At 68.4% G+C, this 19,213-nt stretch carries 16 protein-coding genes; 6 read left to right on the forward strand and 10 right to left on the reverse strand.

Annotation, left to right across the window (positions count from 1 at the left end):
- Window positions 1-227 precede the first annotated feature (227 nt).
- Window positions 228-791, reverse strand: a complete 564-nt coding sequence (locus ON40_RS12205) for a DUF2599 domain-containing protein (protein ID WP_040821900.1) — start codon at window positions 789-791, stop codon at window positions 228-230.
- A gap of 140 nt (window positions 792-931) precedes the next feature.
- Between ON40_RS12205 and ON40_RS12210 the strand changes: the two genes are divergently transcribed.
- Window positions 932-2,017 carry a TerD family protein gene (locus ON40_RS12210; protein WP_040821970.1) on the forward strand — a complete coding sequence of 362 codons (1,086 nt, stop codon included), beginning with the start codon at window positions 932-934 and terminating at the stop codon, window positions 2,015-2,017.
- Between the two features lie 26 nt (window positions 2,018-2,043).
- Here ON40_RS12210 and ON40_RS12215 read toward each other — a convergent pair whose 3' ends face one another.
- Entirely contained in the window at window positions 2,044-3,765 is a 1,722-nt protein-coding gene (locus ON40_RS12215; protein ID WP_040821902.1) for a GMC oxidoreductase, read from the reverse strand.
- A 105-nt stretch (window positions 3,766-3,870) separates the two neighbouring features.
- Between ON40_RS12215 and lexA the strand changes: the two genes are divergently transcribed.
- On the forward strand, window positions 3,871-4,527 hold the full coding sequence (gene lexA, locus ON40_RS12220; protein WP_040821904.1) for a transcriptional repressor LexA: 657 nt from the start codon (window positions 3,871-3,873) through the stop codon (window positions 4,525-4,527).
- 109 nt (window positions 4,528-4,636) lie between these two features.
- Window positions 4,637-5,698, forward strand: coding sequence for an alpha/beta hydrolase (locus ON40_RS12225; RefSeq protein WP_051193016.1), 1,062 nt, complete (start codon window positions 4,637-4,639; stop codon window positions 5,696-5,698).
- A 57-nt stretch (window positions 5,699-5,755) separates the two neighbouring features.
- On the opposite strand, the gene ON40_RS12230 is transcribed toward ON40_RS12225, so the two are convergent.
- Window positions 5,756-7,078 carry a family 1 glycosylhydrolase gene (locus ON40_RS12230; RefSeq protein WP_040821906.1) on the reverse strand — a complete coding sequence of 441 codons (1,323 nt, stop codon included), beginning with the start codon at window positions 7,076-7,078 and terminating at the stop codon, window positions 5,756-5,758.
- 522 nt (window positions 7,079-7,600) lie between these two features.
- Between ON40_RS12230 and ON40_RS12235 the strand changes: the two genes are divergently transcribed.
- Together ON40_RS12235 and ON40_RS12240 are read left to right on the forward strand one after the other, a co-directional pair.
- Entirely contained in the window at window positions 7,601-7,969 is a 369-nt protein-coding gene (locus tag ON40_RS12235) for a hypothetical protein (RefSeq protein WP_040821908.1), read from the forward strand.
- Window positions 7,953-9,464 (forward strand): carboxylesterase/lipase family protein, encoded by a 1,512-nt coding sequence (locus tag ON40_RS12240; RefSeq protein ID WP_083895592.1) that lies wholly within the window; start codon window positions 7,953-7,955, stop codon window positions 9,462-9,464. The genes ON40_RS12235 and ON40_RS12240 overlap by 17 nt, the downstream gene beginning before the upstream one ends.
- A gap of 50 nt (window positions 9,465-9,514) precedes the next feature.
- On the opposite strand, the gene ON40_RS12245 is transcribed toward ON40_RS12240, so the two are convergent.
- Window positions 9,515-11,542, reverse strand: a complete 2,028-nt coding sequence (locus ON40_RS12245) for an ArnT family glycosyltransferase (RefSeq protein WP_040821910.1) — start codon at window positions 11,540-11,542, stop codon at window positions 9,515-9,517.
- A gap of 305 nt (window positions 11,543-11,847) precedes the next feature.
- Between ON40_RS12245 and ON40_RS12250 the strand changes: the two genes are divergently transcribed.
- Entirely contained in the window at window positions 11,848-12,204 is a 357-nt protein-coding gene (locus tag ON40_RS12250) for a hypothetical protein (RefSeq protein WP_040821912.1), read from the forward strand.
- Between the two features lie 22 nt (window positions 12,205-12,226).
- On the opposite strand, the gene ald is transcribed toward ON40_RS12250, so the two are convergent.
- From ald to ON40_RS12280, 6 genes are all read right to left on the reverse strand, one after another.
- Window positions 12,227-13,336: an alanine dehydrogenase gene (ald, locus tag ON40_RS12255; RefSeq protein WP_040821914.1), complete on the reverse strand. Its 1,110-nt coding sequence runs from the start codon at window positions 13,334-13,336 to the stop codon at window positions 12,227-12,229.
- A gap of 219 nt (window positions 13,337-13,555) precedes the next feature.
- Window positions 13,556-15,052: an MFS transporter gene (locus ON40_RS12260; RefSeq protein ID WP_040821975.1), complete on the reverse strand. Its 1,497-nt coding sequence runs from the start codon at window positions 15,050-15,052 to the stop codon at window positions 13,556-13,558.
- Between the two features lie 162 nt (window positions 15,053-15,214).
- The gene (locus ON40_RS12265) at window positions 15,215-16,408 is read right to left on the reverse strand and encodes an NAD(P)/FAD-dependent oxidoreductase (RefSeq protein WP_040821916.1); all 1,194 of its coding nucleotides are present in this window, start codon (window positions 16,406-16,408) and stop codon (window positions 15,215-15,217) included.
- A gap of 78 nt (window positions 16,409-16,486) precedes the next feature.
- Window positions 16,487-17,431 carry an RNA polymerase sigma factor SigJ gene (sigJ, locus tag ON40_RS12270; RefSeq protein WP_040821918.1) on the reverse strand — a complete coding sequence of 315 codons (945 nt, stop codon included), beginning with the start codon at window positions 17,429-17,431 and terminating at the stop codon, window positions 16,487-16,489.
- A 78-nt stretch (window positions 17,432-17,509) separates the two neighbouring features.
- Window positions 17,510-18,322, reverse strand: a complete 813-nt coding sequence (locus tag ON40_RS12275; protein WP_040821920.1) for a thioesterase family protein — start codon at window positions 18,320-18,322, stop codon at window positions 17,510-17,512.
- Window positions 18,323-18,382: 60 nt separating this feature from the next.
- Window positions 18,383-19,147 carry a GntR family transcriptional regulator gene (locus ON40_RS12280; RefSeq protein ID WP_040821922.1) on the reverse strand — a complete coding sequence of 255 codons (765 nt, stop codon included), beginning with the start codon at window positions 19,145-19,147 and terminating at the stop codon, window positions 18,383-18,385.
- Window positions 19,148-19,213 lie beyond the last annotated feature (66 nt).

The following is a 19,213-nucleotide window of genomic DNA, read 5'->3' on the forward strand; positions in this document are numbered from 1 at the left end:
GGCCCGGACCCGGGCGGGATCGGCGAGGGAGCCCGGACCGCTGGATGCGGAGCGGGAACAGACCCGGATACAGCTGACCGCAAACGCGACGCTCCCTTCGGCTCGTACGCTCCGACTCGTTCAACGATACGCACATTCGGCGAGTTGTTCGAAGATTGTCGCCGACAACGACTTTCGTCAGGCCCGGTCGGCGGCCCGGCGCACCGGGCCGCGATCCTGTTGCCGGATCACTTTCCCGCGGGGTCGGGACCGCCGGGATTGCACAGCGCCTGCACCGTCGCGTCGTAGCCGACCGCGGGCCGCCACGGCTCGAGATTCCAGCTCGGCTTGTTCGGTGAGACCAGCCGTGCCCATTGCCAATGGCATTGGAACTGGTCGTACATGCCGGGGGTATCGGCGTCGGGCGCGTCTTTCAGGACCTCGCCCCAGGCGCGGTTCAGCGCGGCCGGGAACCAGTCGTCCCGGCCCGCCGCCGTCGGGTAGACGTGCAGGCGACGTCCGTCCGAATCGTCGGTCCACTGGGTGTGGTCGATGAGCGCGGTGTTCGGATACGGGTCGGTGCTCGGAACGCCCGCCGCGGTGCTGGTCCCGGTGTCGGCGGTGGTCGCCGGGGTGCTCACGGTCGCCTTCGCGGGCGCCGAGGCCGGGGCCGCGGCAGGCGCGTGCAGCGCGGAGGACGGGACGGTGCCGACCGCCACCGGCTCGGACTCGTCGGCCGCGCCGCAACCGCTGGTCAACAGTGCCACTGCCGCCAGCGCCGACATGAGCGGTGGTGCGATGCCACACCTCATCCAGGGCCCCCTTCGATGGTTCTGTCCCGCTCCGCAACGGTACCGCGCGGGTCACGCGGGCGATCCGGCGCTCCGGTGTCGCCGGGCCGGGCATGTCCGTCCTGCCCGACAGCTCGGTGCTCTCGACGTACCATGGTCGGGTGGCCGCACAGCTGACCAAGGGACAGATCGACCATCTGACAGTCGGGGACCTCACCGTGTCCGTGCAACACAGCGAGGCGATCGATGTGTCGGCGCTGCTGTTGAATTCGGCCGGAAGGGTCCGCGGTGAGCGCGATCTGATCTTCTTCAACCAGAGCGCCGGGCCCGGCGTGCGCCTGACAGCCGGCCAGTGGCCCGGCGTGGCGATCGAATTGCGCTCGCTGCCAAGGGATGTCGATCACGTGCGGGTGGTGTTGAACCTGCGCGATCAGCAGGCCCATTTCGGCGACTTCGCGCCGCCGATCGTGCGTATCGAGGGTCCGGGCGGAAATCCGTTGTACGAGTACGTCATCGACGGCCTGGGCCGGGAGGGCGTGGTCGTCGCGCTGGATCTGGATCGGATCGGTGCGGCCTGGCAGGTGCGGGTGCTCGGAGACGGCTACGACGCCGGATTCGACGCGCTGGTGACCGGGCACGGCGTGCCCGTCAGCGCGCCGGGGCAGGACGCCGGGGGCTATCGCGGTCCCGCGGAACTGCGTCCGGGCCAGGAGGTGTCCCTGCACCACGTGCGCAACGGTGAGTTGACGCTGGTGAAGATGGCGCTGGGCTGGGATCCGGTGCGCGGGCGTGGTTCGCGCAAAGTGGAGGTCGACCTGGACGCGTCGGCCCTGATATTCGCCGGTAACCGGGTGGTCGACGCCGCGGCTTTCCTGCAATTGGCCTCCCGCAGCGGCGCGGCCCGGCACTCGGGCGACAACGTCGACGGCAGCGGGGCCGGTGACGACGAGACCATCACCGTGGATCTGGCGCGGCTGCCGCAGCAGGTCACCGCGGTGGTGTTCGTGGTGACCTCGTACAAGGGCCACACCTTCGAACGAGTCCGCGAAGCGTTCTGGCGCATGGACGACGGCGTCACCGGAATGCAACTGGTGCACGGCAATCTGCGTGCTGGGGGTGCGCACACCGGCATGGTCGTCGCGAAGGTCTATCGCGACGGCGGCACGTGGCGGATGGCCTCGATCGGCGTCCCGATCCAGGCCACCCACCCCGTCGAGGCGGTCCCGCAAGTCATCCGGTACCTGTAGACCGGTCCGGGCGTTCGTTCGGAACCTCAGGCGCTGTCGCGACCGGTGATCTGGACGATCGGCAGCACCAACGCCGCGGGAGCCGAGGCGGGCACGACCGGATTGTGCGGTGCGACAGGGGAGATGCGCCGATACCCCTCGCTCTGCTCGGGCCGCGTGTCCTTTTCACCCTTGTTCGGCCACAGGGCCGCCGCGCGTTCGGCCTGGGCGGTGATGGTCAGGGACGGATTCACCCCGAGGTTGGCCGAGACCGCCGCACCGTCGACCACACTCAGCGTCGGGTACCCGTAGACCCGGTGGTACGGGTCGATCACGCCGTGCTCGGCATCCGACCCGATCGGCGCACCGCCCAGGAAGTGCGCGGTGAGCGGAATATTGAACACCTCGCCCCAGCTGCCGCCGGCGATACCGCCGATGGTGTCGGCCACCTTGCGGGTCACCTCGTTGCCGACCGGGATCCAGGTCGGATTCGGTTGTCCGTGGCCCTGTTTCGAGCTCATCGTGCGCCGGCCGAACAGACCCCGTTTGGTGTAGGTGGTGATCGAGTTGTCCAGATTCTGCATGACCAGCGAGATGATGGTGCGCTCACTCCAATTCCGGACGGTGAGCATCGAGATCAGCCGCACCGGATGCTGGAGCACCTCGAGCAGGAAGCGCAGCCAGCGCGGGATGCGGCCGCCGCCGTCGACCATGAGCGTCTGCAACAGACCCATCGCATTGGAGCCCCGGCCGTACCGCACCGGCTCGACGTGCGTATCGGCGGTCGGATGGATCGAGGAGGTGATGGCCACGCCGCGGGTGAAGTCGCGATTCGGATCCACCGCCCGGGTGGCCGCGCCGACGATCGATTCGGAATTGGTCCGGGTCAGCTGGCCCAGCTTCGGGGAGAGCGCGGGCAGAATTCCCTTGTCCCGCATGGCGAACAACAGCTGCTGCGTGCCGCGGGTACCGGCGGCGAGCACCACGTGCGAGGCGGTCAGCGTGGTCGGCGATTTACGGAGCCACGCCCCGGTCCGCTCGGTGCCGATCTCCCAGGAGCCGTCGGGCAGTGGCCGCACCGCGCTCACCGTGGTGAGCGGAAAGACCTGCGCCCCGGCCTGTTCGGCGAGATACAGGTAATTCTTGACCAGGGTGTTCTTGGCGCCGTGCCGGCAGCCGGTCATACATTCGCCGCACTCCAGGCAGCCGGTGCGCTCGGGGCCCACACCGCCGAAATACGGGTCCGGGACGGTCTTTCCGGCCTCGCCGAAGAAGACGCCCACGGGCGTCTGCACGAAGGTGTCACCGAAACCCATCTCGTCGGCGACCTGCTTGAACACCTCGTCGGCGGGGGTCATGTGCGGGTTCTGCACCACGCCGAGCATCTTGCGGGCCTGCTCGTAATAGGGCGTCAGCTCGGCCTGCCAGTCGGTGATGTCGCGCCACTGCGGATCGGCGAAGAACGGTGCGGGCGGCACATAGAGGGTGTTGGCGTAGTTGAGCGAGCCGCCGCCCACGCCCGCGCCCCCGAGGATCAGCACATCGCGAAGCAGGTGGATGCGCTGAATGCCCAGACAGCCGAGTTTGGGCGCCCAGATGAACTTGCGCAGATCCCAGCTGGTCTTGGGCAGTTCGTCGTCGGTGAAGCGTTGTCCGGCCTCCAGTACCGCCACCCGGTAACCCTTTTCGACCAGCCGTAACGCGGTGACACTCCCGCCGAATCCGGAGCCGACGATCACTACGTCGAAATCGGTGTCCCGCTGGGTCATGGTCTTGCTCCTCGCATGGTGTCGCCGGTGACCGAGGTTACGTTACTCCTCGGTAGGTTAGGTCGGCGCGACAGTCCGTCACCCGGCGCCGCATAGGATTCCCGGGTGACCGGATACGACGACGCCTTCGAGCACCTCGACACCTCGATTCTGCCGCCCCGCCAGCAGCGGATCCTGGCGGCGATCCGGGATTCGGTGGTGCGGCACGGGTATCCGCCCAGCACGCGCGAAATCGGTCAGGCGGTGGGGCTGCGCTCCACCTCGACCGTGTCCCGGCACCTGAAGGCGTTGGAGGACAAGGGTTTCCTGCGGCGCAGCGAATCCGTGTCGCGGCCGATCGACGTGCGGTTGTTCCTGCGGTCCGCCGCCGCGCCCGAGCGCGACGAGCACGCGGTCGAGGTGCCCGTGGTCGGCGATATCGCGGCCGGTACGCCGATTCTGGCGCAGGAGCACGCCGAGGACACGCTCACCCTGTCCCGGCAGCTGGTCGGCCGCGGCACGGTGTTCGGTCTGCGGGTGCGGGGTGACTCGATGATCGATGCCGCGATCTGCGACGGCGATATCGTCGTCGTGCGCCGTCAGCCTGACGCCCAGACCGGCGAGATCGTCTCCGCGATGATCGACGGCGAGGCCACCGTGAAGGTGTTCCGGCGGCGCAACGGGCACGTCTACCTGGAACCGCGCAATCCGGCCTATTCGGTCATCGACGGCGACGACGCGGTAGTCCTGGGCAAGGTTGTTTCGGTGATGCGGCGTATGTGATGCCACACAATCTGAAACATGTCTGGTTCGCCAAACGATAGCCGGTCAACTACAGTTCCGGGCGTCATGTCGTCCGGGACATCGCTTTGAGTTCGTAACGGAGGTGCGCATGAGGCGCGGGATTCGGATCGCAACGGCTGCCGCGGCAGCCCTTTTCGCGGGGTTGTCGACCGTGGTCGCGGCAGGCCCTGCCGCCGCGTCGAGCGATCCGCTGATCACCTCGAAGAGCCCGCTGGCCAAGCCGGTATCCCAGGACGGTTCCAAGCTGACCGGATTCAGCGTCGTCGATGCCACGCACCTGAAGCTGAGCGTGTTCTCCGCGGCGATGAACAAGCCCATCACCGTGGAGGTGCAGCGTCCCGCCGACGCGTCGGTGGCGCGTCCGACGCTGTATCTGCTCAACGGCGCGGGTGGCGGCGAGGACAGCGCGAGCTGGGACGCGCAGGCTCCCGAGGCGCTGAAGTTCCTGGCCACCAAGAACGTCAACGTGGTGGAGCCGGTCGGCGGTGCGTGGAGCTATTACGCGGACTGGCGGGCGCCGGACCCGACACTCGGGGTGAACAAGTGGAAGACGTTCTTCACCCAGGAGCTTCCGCCGATCGTCGACGGCGCGCTGGGCACCACGGGCGTGAACGCGATCGCCGGGCTGTCCACCTCGGGCACCTCGGTGCTGGCGTTGGCGATCGCCAAGCCCGGTCTGTACAAGTCGGTGGCCGCCTACAGCGGCTGCGCGCAGATCAGTGACCCCATCGGATACCGGTTCGTGAACATGGCCACCGAGGTCTGGGGCGGCGGTAACACGCTCAACATGTACGGCCCGCAGAACGATCCGATGTGGGCGGCCAACGACCCGTACGTGCACGCCGACCAGTTGCGCGGGCTGAACCTGTTCATCTCCAGCGGTTCCGGGCTGCCGGGCAAGTACGACACGCTCAACGGCCGCTACGCGCTGCCGGGTGCGGGTGGCCTGGCCAATCAGCTGATCATCGGCGGCGTCATCGAGGCGGCGGTCAACGGATGCAGCCACAACCTGCAGGCCAAGCTGAATCAGCTCGGCATTCCGGCGACCTACGACTTCACCGCGACCGGCACCCACTCGTGGGGTTACTGGCACGACGATCTGCTGAAGTCGTGGCCGGTGCTGGCCAAGGGCCTGGGCCTGCCCGCCTGAGCAACTCACCTCGAACGCCCCGTCGCATCATCCGCGCGGGGCGTATTCGTGGGTCCGCTACACGACGACGGGCTGGTTGCAACTGTCCGGCGGGTCCACCTTCGAGCAGGGCAGCGGTGCGCGGGTCGGACGATAGTTCGCGGGCACGCCTCCGGCGCGGGTGATGGCCTGATAGGCAGCGACCGCGTCGGTGGGCTTGCGGGTCAGGCTCGGATCGGTGGTCACATCGACGGTGTAGAGGCCGAAACGCGGTGTGTAACTGCCCCATTCGTAGTTGTCGGTGAGGCTCCAGTAGTTGTATCCGAGCAGGTTCATCCCGTCGGCCTTGGCTCGTTGGAGCCAGTACACCGTGTCGCGCAGATGATCCGCGCGGGTGTATCCGTCGGGGCGGGGTTTGCCGTTCTCGGTCGGCATCCCGTTCTCCACCACGTACAGCGGTTTGCCGGGAAAAAGCTTGGCGTAGTGGCGAAGTGCGTAATAGATGCCCTCGGTTTGCAGGGGCAGCTGCCACATACCGGGCGCACCCGCCGAACTGCTCGCGGCAGTGGTCCCCGGATCCGGGCCGAAATAGTAGTCCACGCCCAGGAAGTCGAGTTTGTTCGCGACCTTGTCGACGAAGGGCTGATTCACCGAGGTCTCCGCGCCCGGGACGAAGCCGAGATTGCTGGTCACCATCGCATCGGGTCGGATCTGGTGAATGTGATCGTAGATTTCGTTGTGCGCCCGGGCGAGTCGATCGCGCATGGTGATCGCATCGCTCTGCTGCAGTGCGCCGATACGCAGCTCGGTGCCGATGTAGGCGGCCGGTTCGTTGATCGTCACCCAGAGCGGATCGCGAGATGCGTAGCGGTCCACGATCTTCCGGGCGTTGGTCAGCCAGTCTCGCACCATGTCCGGATGCCGCCAGCCGCCGCGCGCTGCGGCCCATCCCGGATACACCCAGTGGTCGAGGGTGAGCATCGGTCGCAGCCCCGCCCGCACGATCGCATCCACGATACCGTCGTAGGCGATCAGCGCCCCGTCGTCCCAACTGCCCGGATTCGGCTGCACCCGGGCCCATTCGACGCTGATGCGGTAGACCTTGATGCCCAACTGTGCGGCATGGAAGACATCGTCGGCGTAATAATCCCAGAACCGCACCGACTCCAGGCAGGGATCGGCCTTACCCGCGCCGATGAAACGGGTCCAATTGCTGTCCGCCGCATGACCTTCGGTCTGAAAACCGGACGAGGACACGCCCCACAGGAATCCGTCCCCCAGTGGCGGCACCCCGCCTGCCGGTGCCGGTGGCGGCGCTGCCGCGGCGGTGCCGGGCGCGAACAGGGCCGCTGCGGCGGCCGCACCCGCGGTGAGGATCTGCCGCCGACTCGACTGTCCCATCGAGCAAGCGTAGCTGTGAGATAGCTGAAATCCGTGGCGCTGGTACGCGTGTCGCGTCGCCGGGGGCAGCAGAATGGGGTCCGGGCGCGCGGAGCCGAGTTCGTGGACGCCGAATGTGCTGGACAGGCTCTTCGGTGCCGATATTGGCGCGGGCGTCCTGATCGACGGCCGCGGTGAGCAACGTCGGTAAATCGGAAGGGCATCGCAGACACTCGGCGTCCGCACCGATGCGGCGCGCTCGAGGTTCCTGAGCCGTCGGCGAGTCACCGACGGTTACTTCTCGTGCCGGTCGAAAGTTGCGGGGTTCCCCGGGTGAAAGCAGACCTCTGGCCCGACAATTCCCCCGATGGCTCGTCAATGGCCCTGAACGCCAACGGTTTTCACCGCTCGGGTCGGAAATCGGGGACTCGGACTGCAATCCTCGCCCGGAGCCGGTTTGCCGTGTGACGAAAGTCCCTATCCACCAGTACTTTTCGGGATGCACAGCCTTATGTTCTGTACTGTGAAAGGAAAGATTTCCCGATGAGGACTCCCAAGTTCGCCGCGATCACCATGCTCGCGATCGCGGCGACCACCATCACCTACAGCGTGGCCGCGGCGGACCCTGCGTCTGCCGCAGCTCCCACCACGCTGATCTCGCCCGTGACCGCAAGCGGCACCGACCACGGCGTCGGCTTTTCGATGCGCCGTGACGGCAACGCCGTCGCGCTCGACGTCACCGGCGGCACCCTGCGTCTGGACGACCGAACCGTGACGATGCTCGATACCGGCCGCCGGGATCGCGGACTGCCGTGCGCCGAATATGCTCCGATCGTGCGATCCGACCGAATCGCACGGGTGCCGAGCTCGGGACGGTCTGGCAGGATCGATGGACATGAGTGGGCAGGATGAGGCGGGTGAGCGGGGCGAGTTCGCGGCGGCGACACGCGGGGAAAACGGTGTGAGCACTGTTGTCGAGACCGCTGCCGGGCGGGTGTATGGAGTCGCGGAATCGGTGGGGGCGTACGCGTTTCGCGGGATTCCGTACGCGGCCTCACCGGTCGGGGAGCTGCGGTTCGCGCCGCCGCGACCGCATGCGGGGTGGGTCGGTGTGCGCGATGCGGCCGGGTCCGGTCCGGCGGTGCCGCAGTGGCCGTCCAGGCTCGAGTCGGTCATGGGCGCGCGCATTCCGAGGTGGGACGAGGACGGTTGTCTGACGGTCGACGTGTGGGTTCCGCAGGGGGAGTCGCACACGCCGCGCGCGGTGCTGCTGTGGTTCCACGGCGGCGGATTCACCAGCGGCAGCGGCGGCTGGGACTGGTACGACGGGGGACGCCTGGCCGCACTCGGCGACATCATCGTGGTCACCGCGAACTACCGGCTCGGACCGCTGGGATATCTGCGCCTGCCCGGCGTGGACAATCTCGGCTCCCAGGATCAGGCCGCGGCCCTGCGTTGGGTGCGCGAGAATATCGCCGCTTTCGGCGGTGACCCGGACCTGATCACCGTCGGTGGACAGTCCGCGGGTGCGTTCTCGGCGATGGCGCTGGCGACCGACCCCGACACCGGTCCCGCGGTGCGCCGGGTGATCGGCCAGTCCGGACCGTGGGGGATGAGCCCGCAGGATCCGGACGAGGCCGCCGCGACGGCCGGGAAATATCTTGCGCTGCTGGGCATTCCGGACGACGGCGCCGATCCGACGCCCCGGCTGCGGTCCCTGCCGGTACTGGACCTCGTGCAAGCCTACGCCCGGCTCATGCTCGACACCGCGGTCCCGGGCCGGATCGCACCGCCGCTGTATCCGGTGCTGGGCGGTGCGATCCAGTCGGCCGGGTGGCGGGATCTGGTCCCGGCGGGCGCACTGCGCGGCAAGGATGTGCTGCTCGGCGCGACCGGGAACGAACTCGGTTCGTTCTTCGCGCTCAATCCGATGATCCGGATGATCTCCGACGACGCTGCGGTGCGACTCGTCGGTGAGATCGCGGGGGACTCGGGTGAATCTCGCTACCGGCAATACCTCGCGGAGCACCCCGGCGCCCGTCCGGCGCAGGCGCTGACCGCGGTCGGGGGCGAGGTCATGTTCGGTGACGATCTGAGCGTCATCGGCGAAGCACTTGCCGCACAGGGCAATCCGGCGTATCTCTATCGATTCCTGCGAGAGCCCTCGCCGGATCCGTTCGGTCTGGGTGCGGCCCACTGCGCGGATCTGCCGTACCTGTTCGGCACGTTCGACAGCTATCCGAATTCGCCGATGCTCGGCACGGTCGGCGCGCGGGACCATGCGCTGGCCGCCCAGTTCGGTGGCGCGCTGGCCGCATTCGTGGCCACCGGCTCACCGAACGGGCCCGGACTCGAACCGTGGAAGCCGTGGCTGCCGGGCCTCGAACCCGAAATGCGCAAGTTCTGATCTACGAGAGGGGCGTGGTGCCGCCCGGATGACGGGCGGCACCACGACGCTCAGTGCGGTGCGGCCGACAGGTTGAACACCACCAGGCCGTCCATCCGCTGCGGTGCGTAATGCGCCGAGACCCAGTTGAAGATGTCGGTATTGCCCACCGGATGCCACAGCGCCGCATCGGGATCCTGCTGCGCGGCAGACTGATTCGGCTCATTCCCGGTCGCGGGATGAGCCGGTTTCTTCCGCCACGAGTCCGGCAGCTTCACCTCGGGTGCGATGTAGTAGGTGAGCTGGTGGGTGCGAACCATGTCCTGGAACTGCGCCAGGGTCGGCGTCGGGTCCTCGGAGGTGAATCCGCCGATCGCGATGACCGAGGTGCGGCTGGCCAGCTCCAGACCGGCGGCCGGGCCGGAGCGTTCGGTGGCCGCGGACCAGGTGGTGTTGGTGTGCCGCAACATATCGATCAGCTGCGGCGGATAGTCGTCCCCGCCCATGAACATGCCGAACGCGTGCCGCGTCTGCGCGAAGGCCGGGGGCATCTCGTCCTTGTGCGCCGGGCCGACCGAGGGACCGCCGCCGGTGTGCGCCTGCGGCAGGGTGGCCGCGGCGTAAGCGGTCGAACCGCCCAGCGCGGCGATCATCCCCACGGCGACCAGCACGGCCGTGGCACGCCGGTGGGTTCGGCGGGACAGTGCGGGGACCGCGGTGAGCGCCAGCCCGGCGGCCGCGAGGATCGTCACCACCAGGATCGTCCAGCGCAACCACGGCTGCCAGTCCGAATTGCGTTGCAGCAGCACGAATCCCCACACGCCACCGGCGAGAATCAATGCGGCCGAACCCGATCGGCCCAGGACGCTGTTGCGTCGCCGCCACATCTCCAGCACGCCGAGCGCGACGGTTCCCGCGATGGCCGGCGCGATGGCGAGGGTGTAGTAGGCGTGCATACCGCCCTGCATCCCCGCGAACGCCGCGCCGTCGATGAGCAGCCACAGCCCGAAGGTCAGCGCCGCGCCGCGCACCAGATCGGTGCGGGGCGCCCGGCCGCGGGAAATCAGCACGAGCACGAAGGCCAGGATGGCCGCGGGCAGCAGCCAGGAGATCTCGAAACCGATCTCACCGGTGAACAGTCGTTCGACGCCGTTCCCGCCGCCGAACGGGCCGCCGCCGTGGAAATGCGGGAACTCGTATCCGGCGGGCATCTCGAGCATCTTGCGGCCCATGTGGTTCTTGCCCAGATACCGCGCGAAACCGTTGTAGCCCAGAACCAGATCCATGAAGGTGTCGTTCGTCGACCCGGCCAGATACGGCCGGGAATCGGCGGGCCACAGGATCGTCAGCAGCACATACCAGCCCGAGGACACGACCAGCGCGACCGCCGCGGCCAGCAGATGCCCGATCCGCCGTCCCAGGCCGGTCGGCGCGACCACCAGATAGGCCAGCCCGAGCGCGGGCAGCACCATCAGCCCCTCGAGCATCTTGGCCAGGAACGCGAATCCGAGGGCGACCCCGGCCAGCATCAGCCAGCGCATACTCGCCCAGCGCAGCGAGCGGATCGTGCAGTACGCCGCGGCCGTCATCAGCAGCACCATCGCCGCGTCGGGATTGTTGAAACGGAACATCATCGCCACGACCGGCGTCACCGCGAGCATCGCACCCGCGAGCAGTCCCGCGCCGCGACTGTCGGTGGCACGGGTGATCGCGCCGTACGTCAGCGCGACGGCCGCGACGGCCATCAGCGCCTCCGGAATCAACATGCTCGCGCTGCTGAAGCCGAACAGTTGCCCCGACAGACCCATCACCCACTGCGAGACCGGCGGTTTGTCGACGGTGATGAAGTTGCCCGGATCCAGCGAGCCGAACAGCAGCGCCTTCCAGCTGCGCGAACCGGCCCAGGCCGAGGCGGCATAGAAGTTGTTGCCCATGCCGTTGACGGTGATGTTCCACAGATAGGCCGCGGCGGTGCCGAGCAGCAGCACCACCAGCGCGATCCGCTCCCAGCGACGCGCGGGCCCCAGGGCCGGATTCTGCTCGACGAGCGGTGGAGAGGTCGATTCGGACACGGCGGTATCAGCAGTGGTCGCGGTCACCGCGCAAGTCTGTCCCGGAGATCGGTGAGAAGTCTGGCGTGTAGCTGTGAGGAGCCTGTGAAATTCACTGGAAGATGTCATTGATCAGGTTGTCGCCCGGACCGAATCCAGTGCCGGGTGGCGTGCCGTGCGTCGGATTCGCCAGGGGAGGGTCGACATCGAGCGCATTCGCGGGGCGAGGCGCGGACAGGATGCGCATCGTCGGTGATCGCGCCCAGATGTGCGATCCGGTCGCAATGCCGGACGTGAGCCACCTATATTGAGCCGGGAGACAACCTGTTTCATCTATCGTCGGAGGAGATCCGTTGCGCCGCATCCTGTTCACCGTGTCCGCGCTGGCCGCACTCGCACTGACCCCGGGCCTGGCTGCCGCACAGGGCCCGGGGCAGGTGACGATCCGGGTACAGGCATCGACCCTGGGCACGAACTTCCCGGTGACAGGGTTGTCGACGTCGTTCACGCCGTGTTCGGGTGGTTCGATGGTGGCGTCCGCGACGACCGGGCCGAAGGGCACCGGCACGGCATCGGTCCCGCTGGGTTGCTACCGCGTGAAGGTCACCGCCGTCCCGTCCGGCTGCTCCCTCGACGGCAATCCGACGGCCCAGGTCGTCGCGCTGCCGGGAATGTCCCCGCAGGCTGCCTTCCACGTCCGCTGCGCCTGAGCGGGACCGTGCCGGCGGTGGGCTAGGCCAGGGCCTTGGTGCGAGCGGTGTAACCGTGTGCCGCGGCCACCGATTCGGACAGCAGTTCCCCGCCGTGCGTGCTGAGCCCGGCAGCCAGGCCGGGATCGGCGGCCAGAGCCTCCTGCCAGCCGCGGTCGGCGAGTGAGATCACGTACGGCAGCGTGGCATTGGTGAGGGCGACGGTCGAGGTGTACGGCACCGCGCCGGGCATGTTCGCCACGCAGTAGAACACCGCGTCGTGCACCCGATAGGTGGGGTCGTCGTGTGTGGTCGGCCGAGAATCGGCGAAGCAACCGCCCTGATCGATGGCGATATCCACCAGGACCGCACCGGGTTTCATCTGTGCCACGAGTTCGTTGGACACGAGGGTCGGCGCCTTCGCGCCGGGGACCAGCACCGCGCCGATGACCAGATCGGCCTCCCGCACCGCATGCTCGACCTCCTGCGCATTGGAGACGATGGTGCGCACCCGGCCACGGTAGTGCGCGTCGAGTTCGCGCAGCGGAGCGATGTTCACGTCCAGCACGGTGACCTCGGCCCGCATGCCGACGGCGATCTCGGTGGCGTTGCGTCCGGCGACGCCGGCGCCGATGACGGTCACCTTCGCGGGCCGGGTGCCGGGGACCCCGCCCATCAGCACACCGCGCCCGCCGCCGCTGCGCATCAGGTGGTAGGCGCCCGCCTGGGGCGCGAGTCGACCGGCGACCTCGCTCATCGGCGCCAGCAGCGGCAGTGCGCCGTCCCGGCCGGTGACGGTTTCGTAGGCGATGGCGGTGGTTCCGGCGGCCAGCAGCGCGTCGGTGCATTCCGCCGACGCGGCCAGATGCAGATAGGTGAACAGCACCTGATCCGCGCGCATGCGCGAATATTCCTGGGCCACCGGCTCTTTCACCTTCAGGATCAGTTCCGCGGTCGCCCAGACCGCATCGGCGGAGTCCAGCACGCGCGCACCGGCGAGGGTGTACGCGTCGTCCTCGAAGGCCGATCCGATTCCGGCGCCGGTCTCGAGGTACACCTCGTGCCCGTGGGCGACCAGCTCGCGGACCCCCGCCGGGGTGCACGCGACCCGGTACTCGTGGTTCTTCACCTCACGGGGGATTCCGATCTTCATCTACGCTCCTCGCTCTCGGTGGGGCGCGACGCGGGGCTGCGTCGCGCTATCGATAGCGAGTATGAAGATTCTGCGTGATGCTGGCTATATCGCCGAAGTTAATTCTGTATTGACTCGGTTAACTGTCCAAATCATCAGAGATTGGTCCGGTAAGACTCTGTCGGTCGAAGCATCTTCGGCTGTCCGGGGCTGTGCCGAATCGCCGTGGGAGGAGCCGGGTCAGGCGTCGCGCTTGCGACTCAGCGCTCCGTCGGCCGCGGTGTAGGCGGCCGCGACCAGGATCAGGATCGCCGAGACGAGCAGAGCGATATCCAGGCCGTGGTGGAAAGCCGTCTTGCCGGTGTTGATCGCCTCGGAGACCTTCGACAGATATTTCAGATAAGGGGTGATGTCGACGCCGTGCGGGATGCGCCCGCGCTCGACGGCGTCGATCGCATTGGGCTGCAGTTCCGCGGGCAGGCCCTCGGCATTCATCTTGTCCCGCAGATCGCCGGTGAGATAGGCGTTCACCAGGGATCCGAGCACCGCCACACCGACCGCCGAACCGACCTGGCGCATCGTATTGGTCACCGCCGCGGCCATACCCGAATGCTCGGCCGCGACACCGGACAGCACGGCCGAGGTCAGCGGCACCACCGCGATGCCGAATCCGAGTCCGGCCACCGCCATCGCCGAGGCCAGCGGCAGATCGTGCGGCGGCGCGGTCTCCAGGACCTGCCGCGTCAGCAGAATCCCGACCGCGCCGACCACGCAGCCCACGATCATGGCCAGGCGCGAACCGTACCGCCCGACCCACGCGCCCGCCGCGAGCGATCCGACGATGATCGCCACGGCCATCGGCGCGAACACCGTGGCCGTGCGCGAACCCGAATACGATTGCATCACTTGCAGATACAGCGCGGTGAAGAAGAAGATCGAGAAGACGCCGAAGTAGACCGCGAAGGCGACCACCAGTGCACCACGTACCGCGGGCAGCCGCAGATAGCGGAAGTCGAGCATGGGTGCGCGCGCTCGCGTCTCCACGACGACGAATCCGGCGAACGCGATGGCGCCCAGTACGAACAGCGCGATCACCGACGGCGCGGTGTAGCCGTGATCCTCACCGGATGTGGCGGCGTAGATCACCGAACCGAGAAACAGTGCGCCGAGCAGGATTCCGGCCCAGTCGATCGGTCCGGGACTCGGGTCGGCGCTCTCGGGAACCGACCACAGCGCCGCCAGCAGCGCCACCGCGCCGATGATCAGGTTGAACCAGAAGATCGAACGCCATCCGTACGCGTGCACCAGCACACCGCCCAGAACCGGTCCGGCAGCCAGCGCCAGCCCGGACACCGCCGCCCACACGCCCAGTGCGCGGGCGCGTTTGCGCTCGTCCGGATAGATGTGCCGCAGCACCGACAGGGTGCCCGGCTCCGAAGCCGCGGCGCCCAGACCCATGATCGCGCGTCCGGCGATCAGCACCGGCACACTCGCCGCCACCGCGGCCACGACCGATCCGGCGCAGAAGATCACCAGTCCGGCGATCATGACCCGCTTGCGTCCCCACCGGTCGCCGAATGATCCACCCGCCAGCATGAGTCCGGCGAACACCAACGTGTAGGCGTTGACCACCCACTGCAGCAGCATCACATCGGTGCTGAGCTCGTGCCGGATATCGCCCAGGGCGACGCTCACGACGGTGGTGTCGAGGAAGGTGACGAACAGAACGGCAGTCACCGCTGCCAGTGCAATCCCCGGCCGTTTCGCGGTACCCGGGGCATTGTCGATGCGCTCCACCGGCACAGGCTAACGGTCCGAGCCGCGCCATGGGCACCGAGTTTCCCAGCTCCTTCCGGCCGGTAGGAAATCCGGTGCCCGCAGGCGCAGCCGAACCGCCTCTCACGAAGTGGCCGTGAGGATTTCGGGTGTGGCCGCGGTGAGGCGACGGTGCCGTCCGATCGGGGCCACGGCGGCGGGGTGCGCGGCGATCGTGGCCGCGCCCTTGCAGATGAGTTCCTTGTAGCGCGCGGCCCGGCGACCCGTGATCGAGAAGTTCCTGGCGCGATCGTCGGCGGTGACGAACTGCAGGACCGCGTCGTGGCGGCCGAGGCTGATGCATTGGGCGACATAGAAGATCGGCACTCGCGGAACCCGGCGATCGGTGAGCCGGGCCGCGATCGAGTCGGCGGCCTGCCAGGCCATCGGGATGCCCGAGGCGCAGGACATCCGCAGCGGCTCGTCGCCGGGTCCGTCGGCGAGCGCGGCATCGCCGACGGCGTACACGTCGGGGTGCGAGAGCGAACGCATCGTCCGGTCGACCATGATCCGTCCCGTCGGGTCGACGGTCAGCGTCGTCGCGGCCGCGATGGGATGGACTGCGAATCCCGCCGTCCACACGGTCACCGGCGCGGGAAGGACCTGGTCGTCGCCGGTGCTCGCAGTGGTCGCATCGATCCGGGTGATCTCGGTGTGCGTCCGGACGGTGATGCCCAGCCGATCGAAGACGGCGTTCAGATGTCGCCGGGCCTTGTCGCTGAGCCCCTCGCCGACGCCGGTGCGCGCGGCGAGCGTCACCGCGAGATCCGGCCGGGTCTCCGCGATCTCGGTGGCCGCCTCGATGCCGGTGAGGCCACCGCCGACGACCAGGATCGCCGCACCCGGTCCGAGTTCGGCCAGACGATCGCGCAACCGCAGGGCCGCACGCGGGTCGGTGACGGTGTGCGCGTATTCGGCGACGCCGGGAACGCCGTTGCCTGCGGCCGTGCTGCCGAGCGCGTAAACCACTGTGTCGTAGGCGATCTCGAAGTCCGTGCCCTGCTCGTCGCAGGCTCGCACGAGCTTGCGGTCCGCGTCCACCGACTCCACCCGCGCGATGCGCAGGACGACGCCGGTGTCGGCGAAGATTTCGGCCAGCGGACGGTGCGCGAGTTCCTGCCCGGCGGCGAGCTGATGCATGCGGACCCGTTCGACGAAATCGGGATCGGCGTTGACGACGGTGATCTCGACGTCGGCGGGATGCAGTCGACTGGCCAGGCGCGCGGCCGCATTGGCTCCGGCGTATCCGGCTCCGAGGACGACGATGCGATGTTTCATCTCTGACTCCTGTCTCGGGGTTCGACTCCTGAACCGGACAGTGAGCGGTTTACTGACAGATATCGACTGTGACGGTGGTCACCATGCCTCGAGCAGCGGCTCGTTGTGCTCGGCCACGGCCCAGGCCCGGGAAAGGCGATCGAGCTTGCCGGGATTGGCGTGGATGTGCACCGCGGTGATCCCGTCCGGGGTCGACTCCAGCATGATCACCCCGACGAGACGGTCGTCGACCTGCGCCAGAATCGCCGGATCGCCGTTGACGACCCCGGCGTACAGCGCCGGAGACCCGCCCACCCAGCCGCGTTTGTGCTCGGTGGGCCGGAACAGTCCGCGCAGATATCGCGCCACCGCCAGCGCACCGCCGATGGATGTGCGCCGTGCCGGTAGGACTCCGCCGCCGTCGGCGATCCCGGTCGCGTCGTCGGTGAGCATCCCGACCAGCGGTTCGATCTCACCGCCCGCGGTGGCGGCGAGGAATTCCGCGGCGATCCGGTGGGCCGTGGCCCGATCGACCTCGGTGCGCGAGCGTCCGGTGCTCAGATGCTGCTTCGCACGCCGGTAGATCTGCTGGCAGTTCGGCTCGGTGAGGTTCACGATCTCCGCGATCTCGGCGTGCGAATAGCCGAACGCCTCGCGCAGCACGTACACCGCGCGCTCGTGCGGGGAGAGGCGCTCGAGCAGCATGAGTACGGCCATGGACACCGACTCGCGCTGTTCGATGGTGTCGGCGGGGCCGAGCATGCGATCGCCGGTCAGCACCGGCTCGGGCAGCCACTGCCCGATATAGGTCTCGCGCCGGGCCCGGGCCGAGGTGAGGTGGTTGAGACACAGATTGGTCAGCACCCTGGTCAGCCACGCCTCGGGTGTGCGGACCTGCTCCCGGTCGGCGGCCTGCCAGCGCAGGAAGGTGTCCTGGACCGCGTCCTCGGCATCGTTCGCCGAGCCCAGCAGACGATAGGCGATGGCCTCGAGGCGGGCGCGGGCGTCTTCGAACAGGTCGACCTCGTGCGGACCGAGCAGCATGACTCGATTGTCGCCCCGGGCGGCCGGACCCGTCTCCGGGGTCCTCATGAATGGTGAATCATGCCGTCGGGCAGGGGGTTACGACCCGCTGGGCGGCTGCGGGCGGACGGTGAGGGTCTGCTGGGCCTGTCCGACCGGTCCGTGCACGTCGTGTAGGACCGTACTCGTCAGGCCCTGCCCGGCGTCACCGAAGACGACCGTGGTGTCCAGGCCGGTCCACGAACCTTCGGGCTGCCGGTAGAAGTGGATGGTCAGATCGAGGTTCGGGAACATCCACTTCGTGGGTTCCTGCCGCACGGCGATGCCGTTGGCGGTGTCCACGAGCGCGACGAAACCGGCCAGCGGCCCGGCGGATTCACCGGCCACCAGGGGCAGCGATGTGCCGACCCACGCGGTGGTGCGCCCGGGGCGCGGCGGCGCGACGGGCCGGGTGTCCAACGAGGCGATGTAGCCGCCCGGCCACACCGAGGTGAGCGGCCAGGAGGTCAGCGCTGCGGGCGCCGGGAGCCGATCGGGTTCACCACCGGCGACCGCGGCGGTGTCCTGGGACTGCATGTACCAGGCGCGGGCGGTCACGGTCGCGCGACCGCTGATGGTGACCGTCGCCTCGACCAGTTCGATGGTGCGGCCGGGCCGGATGATCCGCACGGCGATCTCGAACTCCGCGACCGCGATCCGGCCCAGGATGTCGAAACCGATGCGGCTCATCGCCAGCGGCGGACGTTGTTCGCTCGCCCGGAACCGCTCGATCTCGTGCACCACGAGCCCGCCCAGCGGGCTGAAGTGCTGCTCGTCCTGCGCCCACGCGCCACCGGCGTGCGGGGTGGGCACGAAGCGGTGCTCGCCGACGCGCACGAAATAGCTGTCCTGGGATCCGGTCGTCTCGCTCACCCGTCCCAACCTACGATCCCGGTTTCGGCAGCCGATCGCCGCCTGCGGTACTCGGGCCGATCAGGCCGCGCCGCTGACCGATTCGGGCGGGCCGGTGACCAGTTCGGCGAACCGGTCGACCACCCGCTCGTGGAAGGCGCCGAACAGACCCTCGAACTGCTCGATCTGCGCGCGGGAGGGCGAGGATCCCGCGTCCCACACCGCCGCCAGCGCCCGCCAGACCGTCACGTGCAGTTCCGGCCCGGCCGCGTAGTACGCCGCGACTGCCTCGGGCACCTCGGCGATCATCTCGCCGATGCTGTTGAGCACCGCGCGCTGCATCGTGTGACCCAGTGCGCCCAGCAGGCGGCGCACCAGCGCGACCTCCGCGGCGAGCATCCGGGCCGGATTCGGATCCGCTTCGCGCGCAAGCGATTCCAGGGCGTCGATATCGTGCTCGAGGGTTCTGCGATCGATCCGCGGCCGGGTCGCGGTGTAGGACAGCAGCGCGTCGAACAGGATCTGCCGTTCCATCGCGACGATGTCGCCGAACATCGCGATCGCCAGCTCGGGCGTGGGCATGGACAGGCGAAACAGCCTGCGGTACACCTCGACTCCGCCCTCCTCGCGCACATCGCGGATGGTGAACCCCTTGCCGCGGCGCGCGTGCACGAACCCGTACGATTCGAGCCGGCCCAGAATCAGTTGTGCCGTAGCGCGATTCATGCCGAACTCCTCGGCCACGCCGCGCACCGACGGCATCAGACCGCCCGAGGCGTACCGGCCCGAGGCCACCCGGCGCGCCAATTCGTCGGCGACATCGGCGACTACCGTCCGCGCTCCCATCGGCGCCTCAGCCCTTCCGCGATATTCCCGCCCCAACCCATCCATTCCGTGTCCGGGACAGTCTAA

Origin of the sequence: Nocardia jiangxiensis NBRC 101359 (genome assembly GCF_000308615.1) — a bacterium.
In the GTDB taxonomy this organism is placed as follows: Bacteria; Actinomycetota; Actinomycetes; order Mycobacteriales; family Mycobacteriaceae; genus Nocardia; species Nocardia jiangxiensis.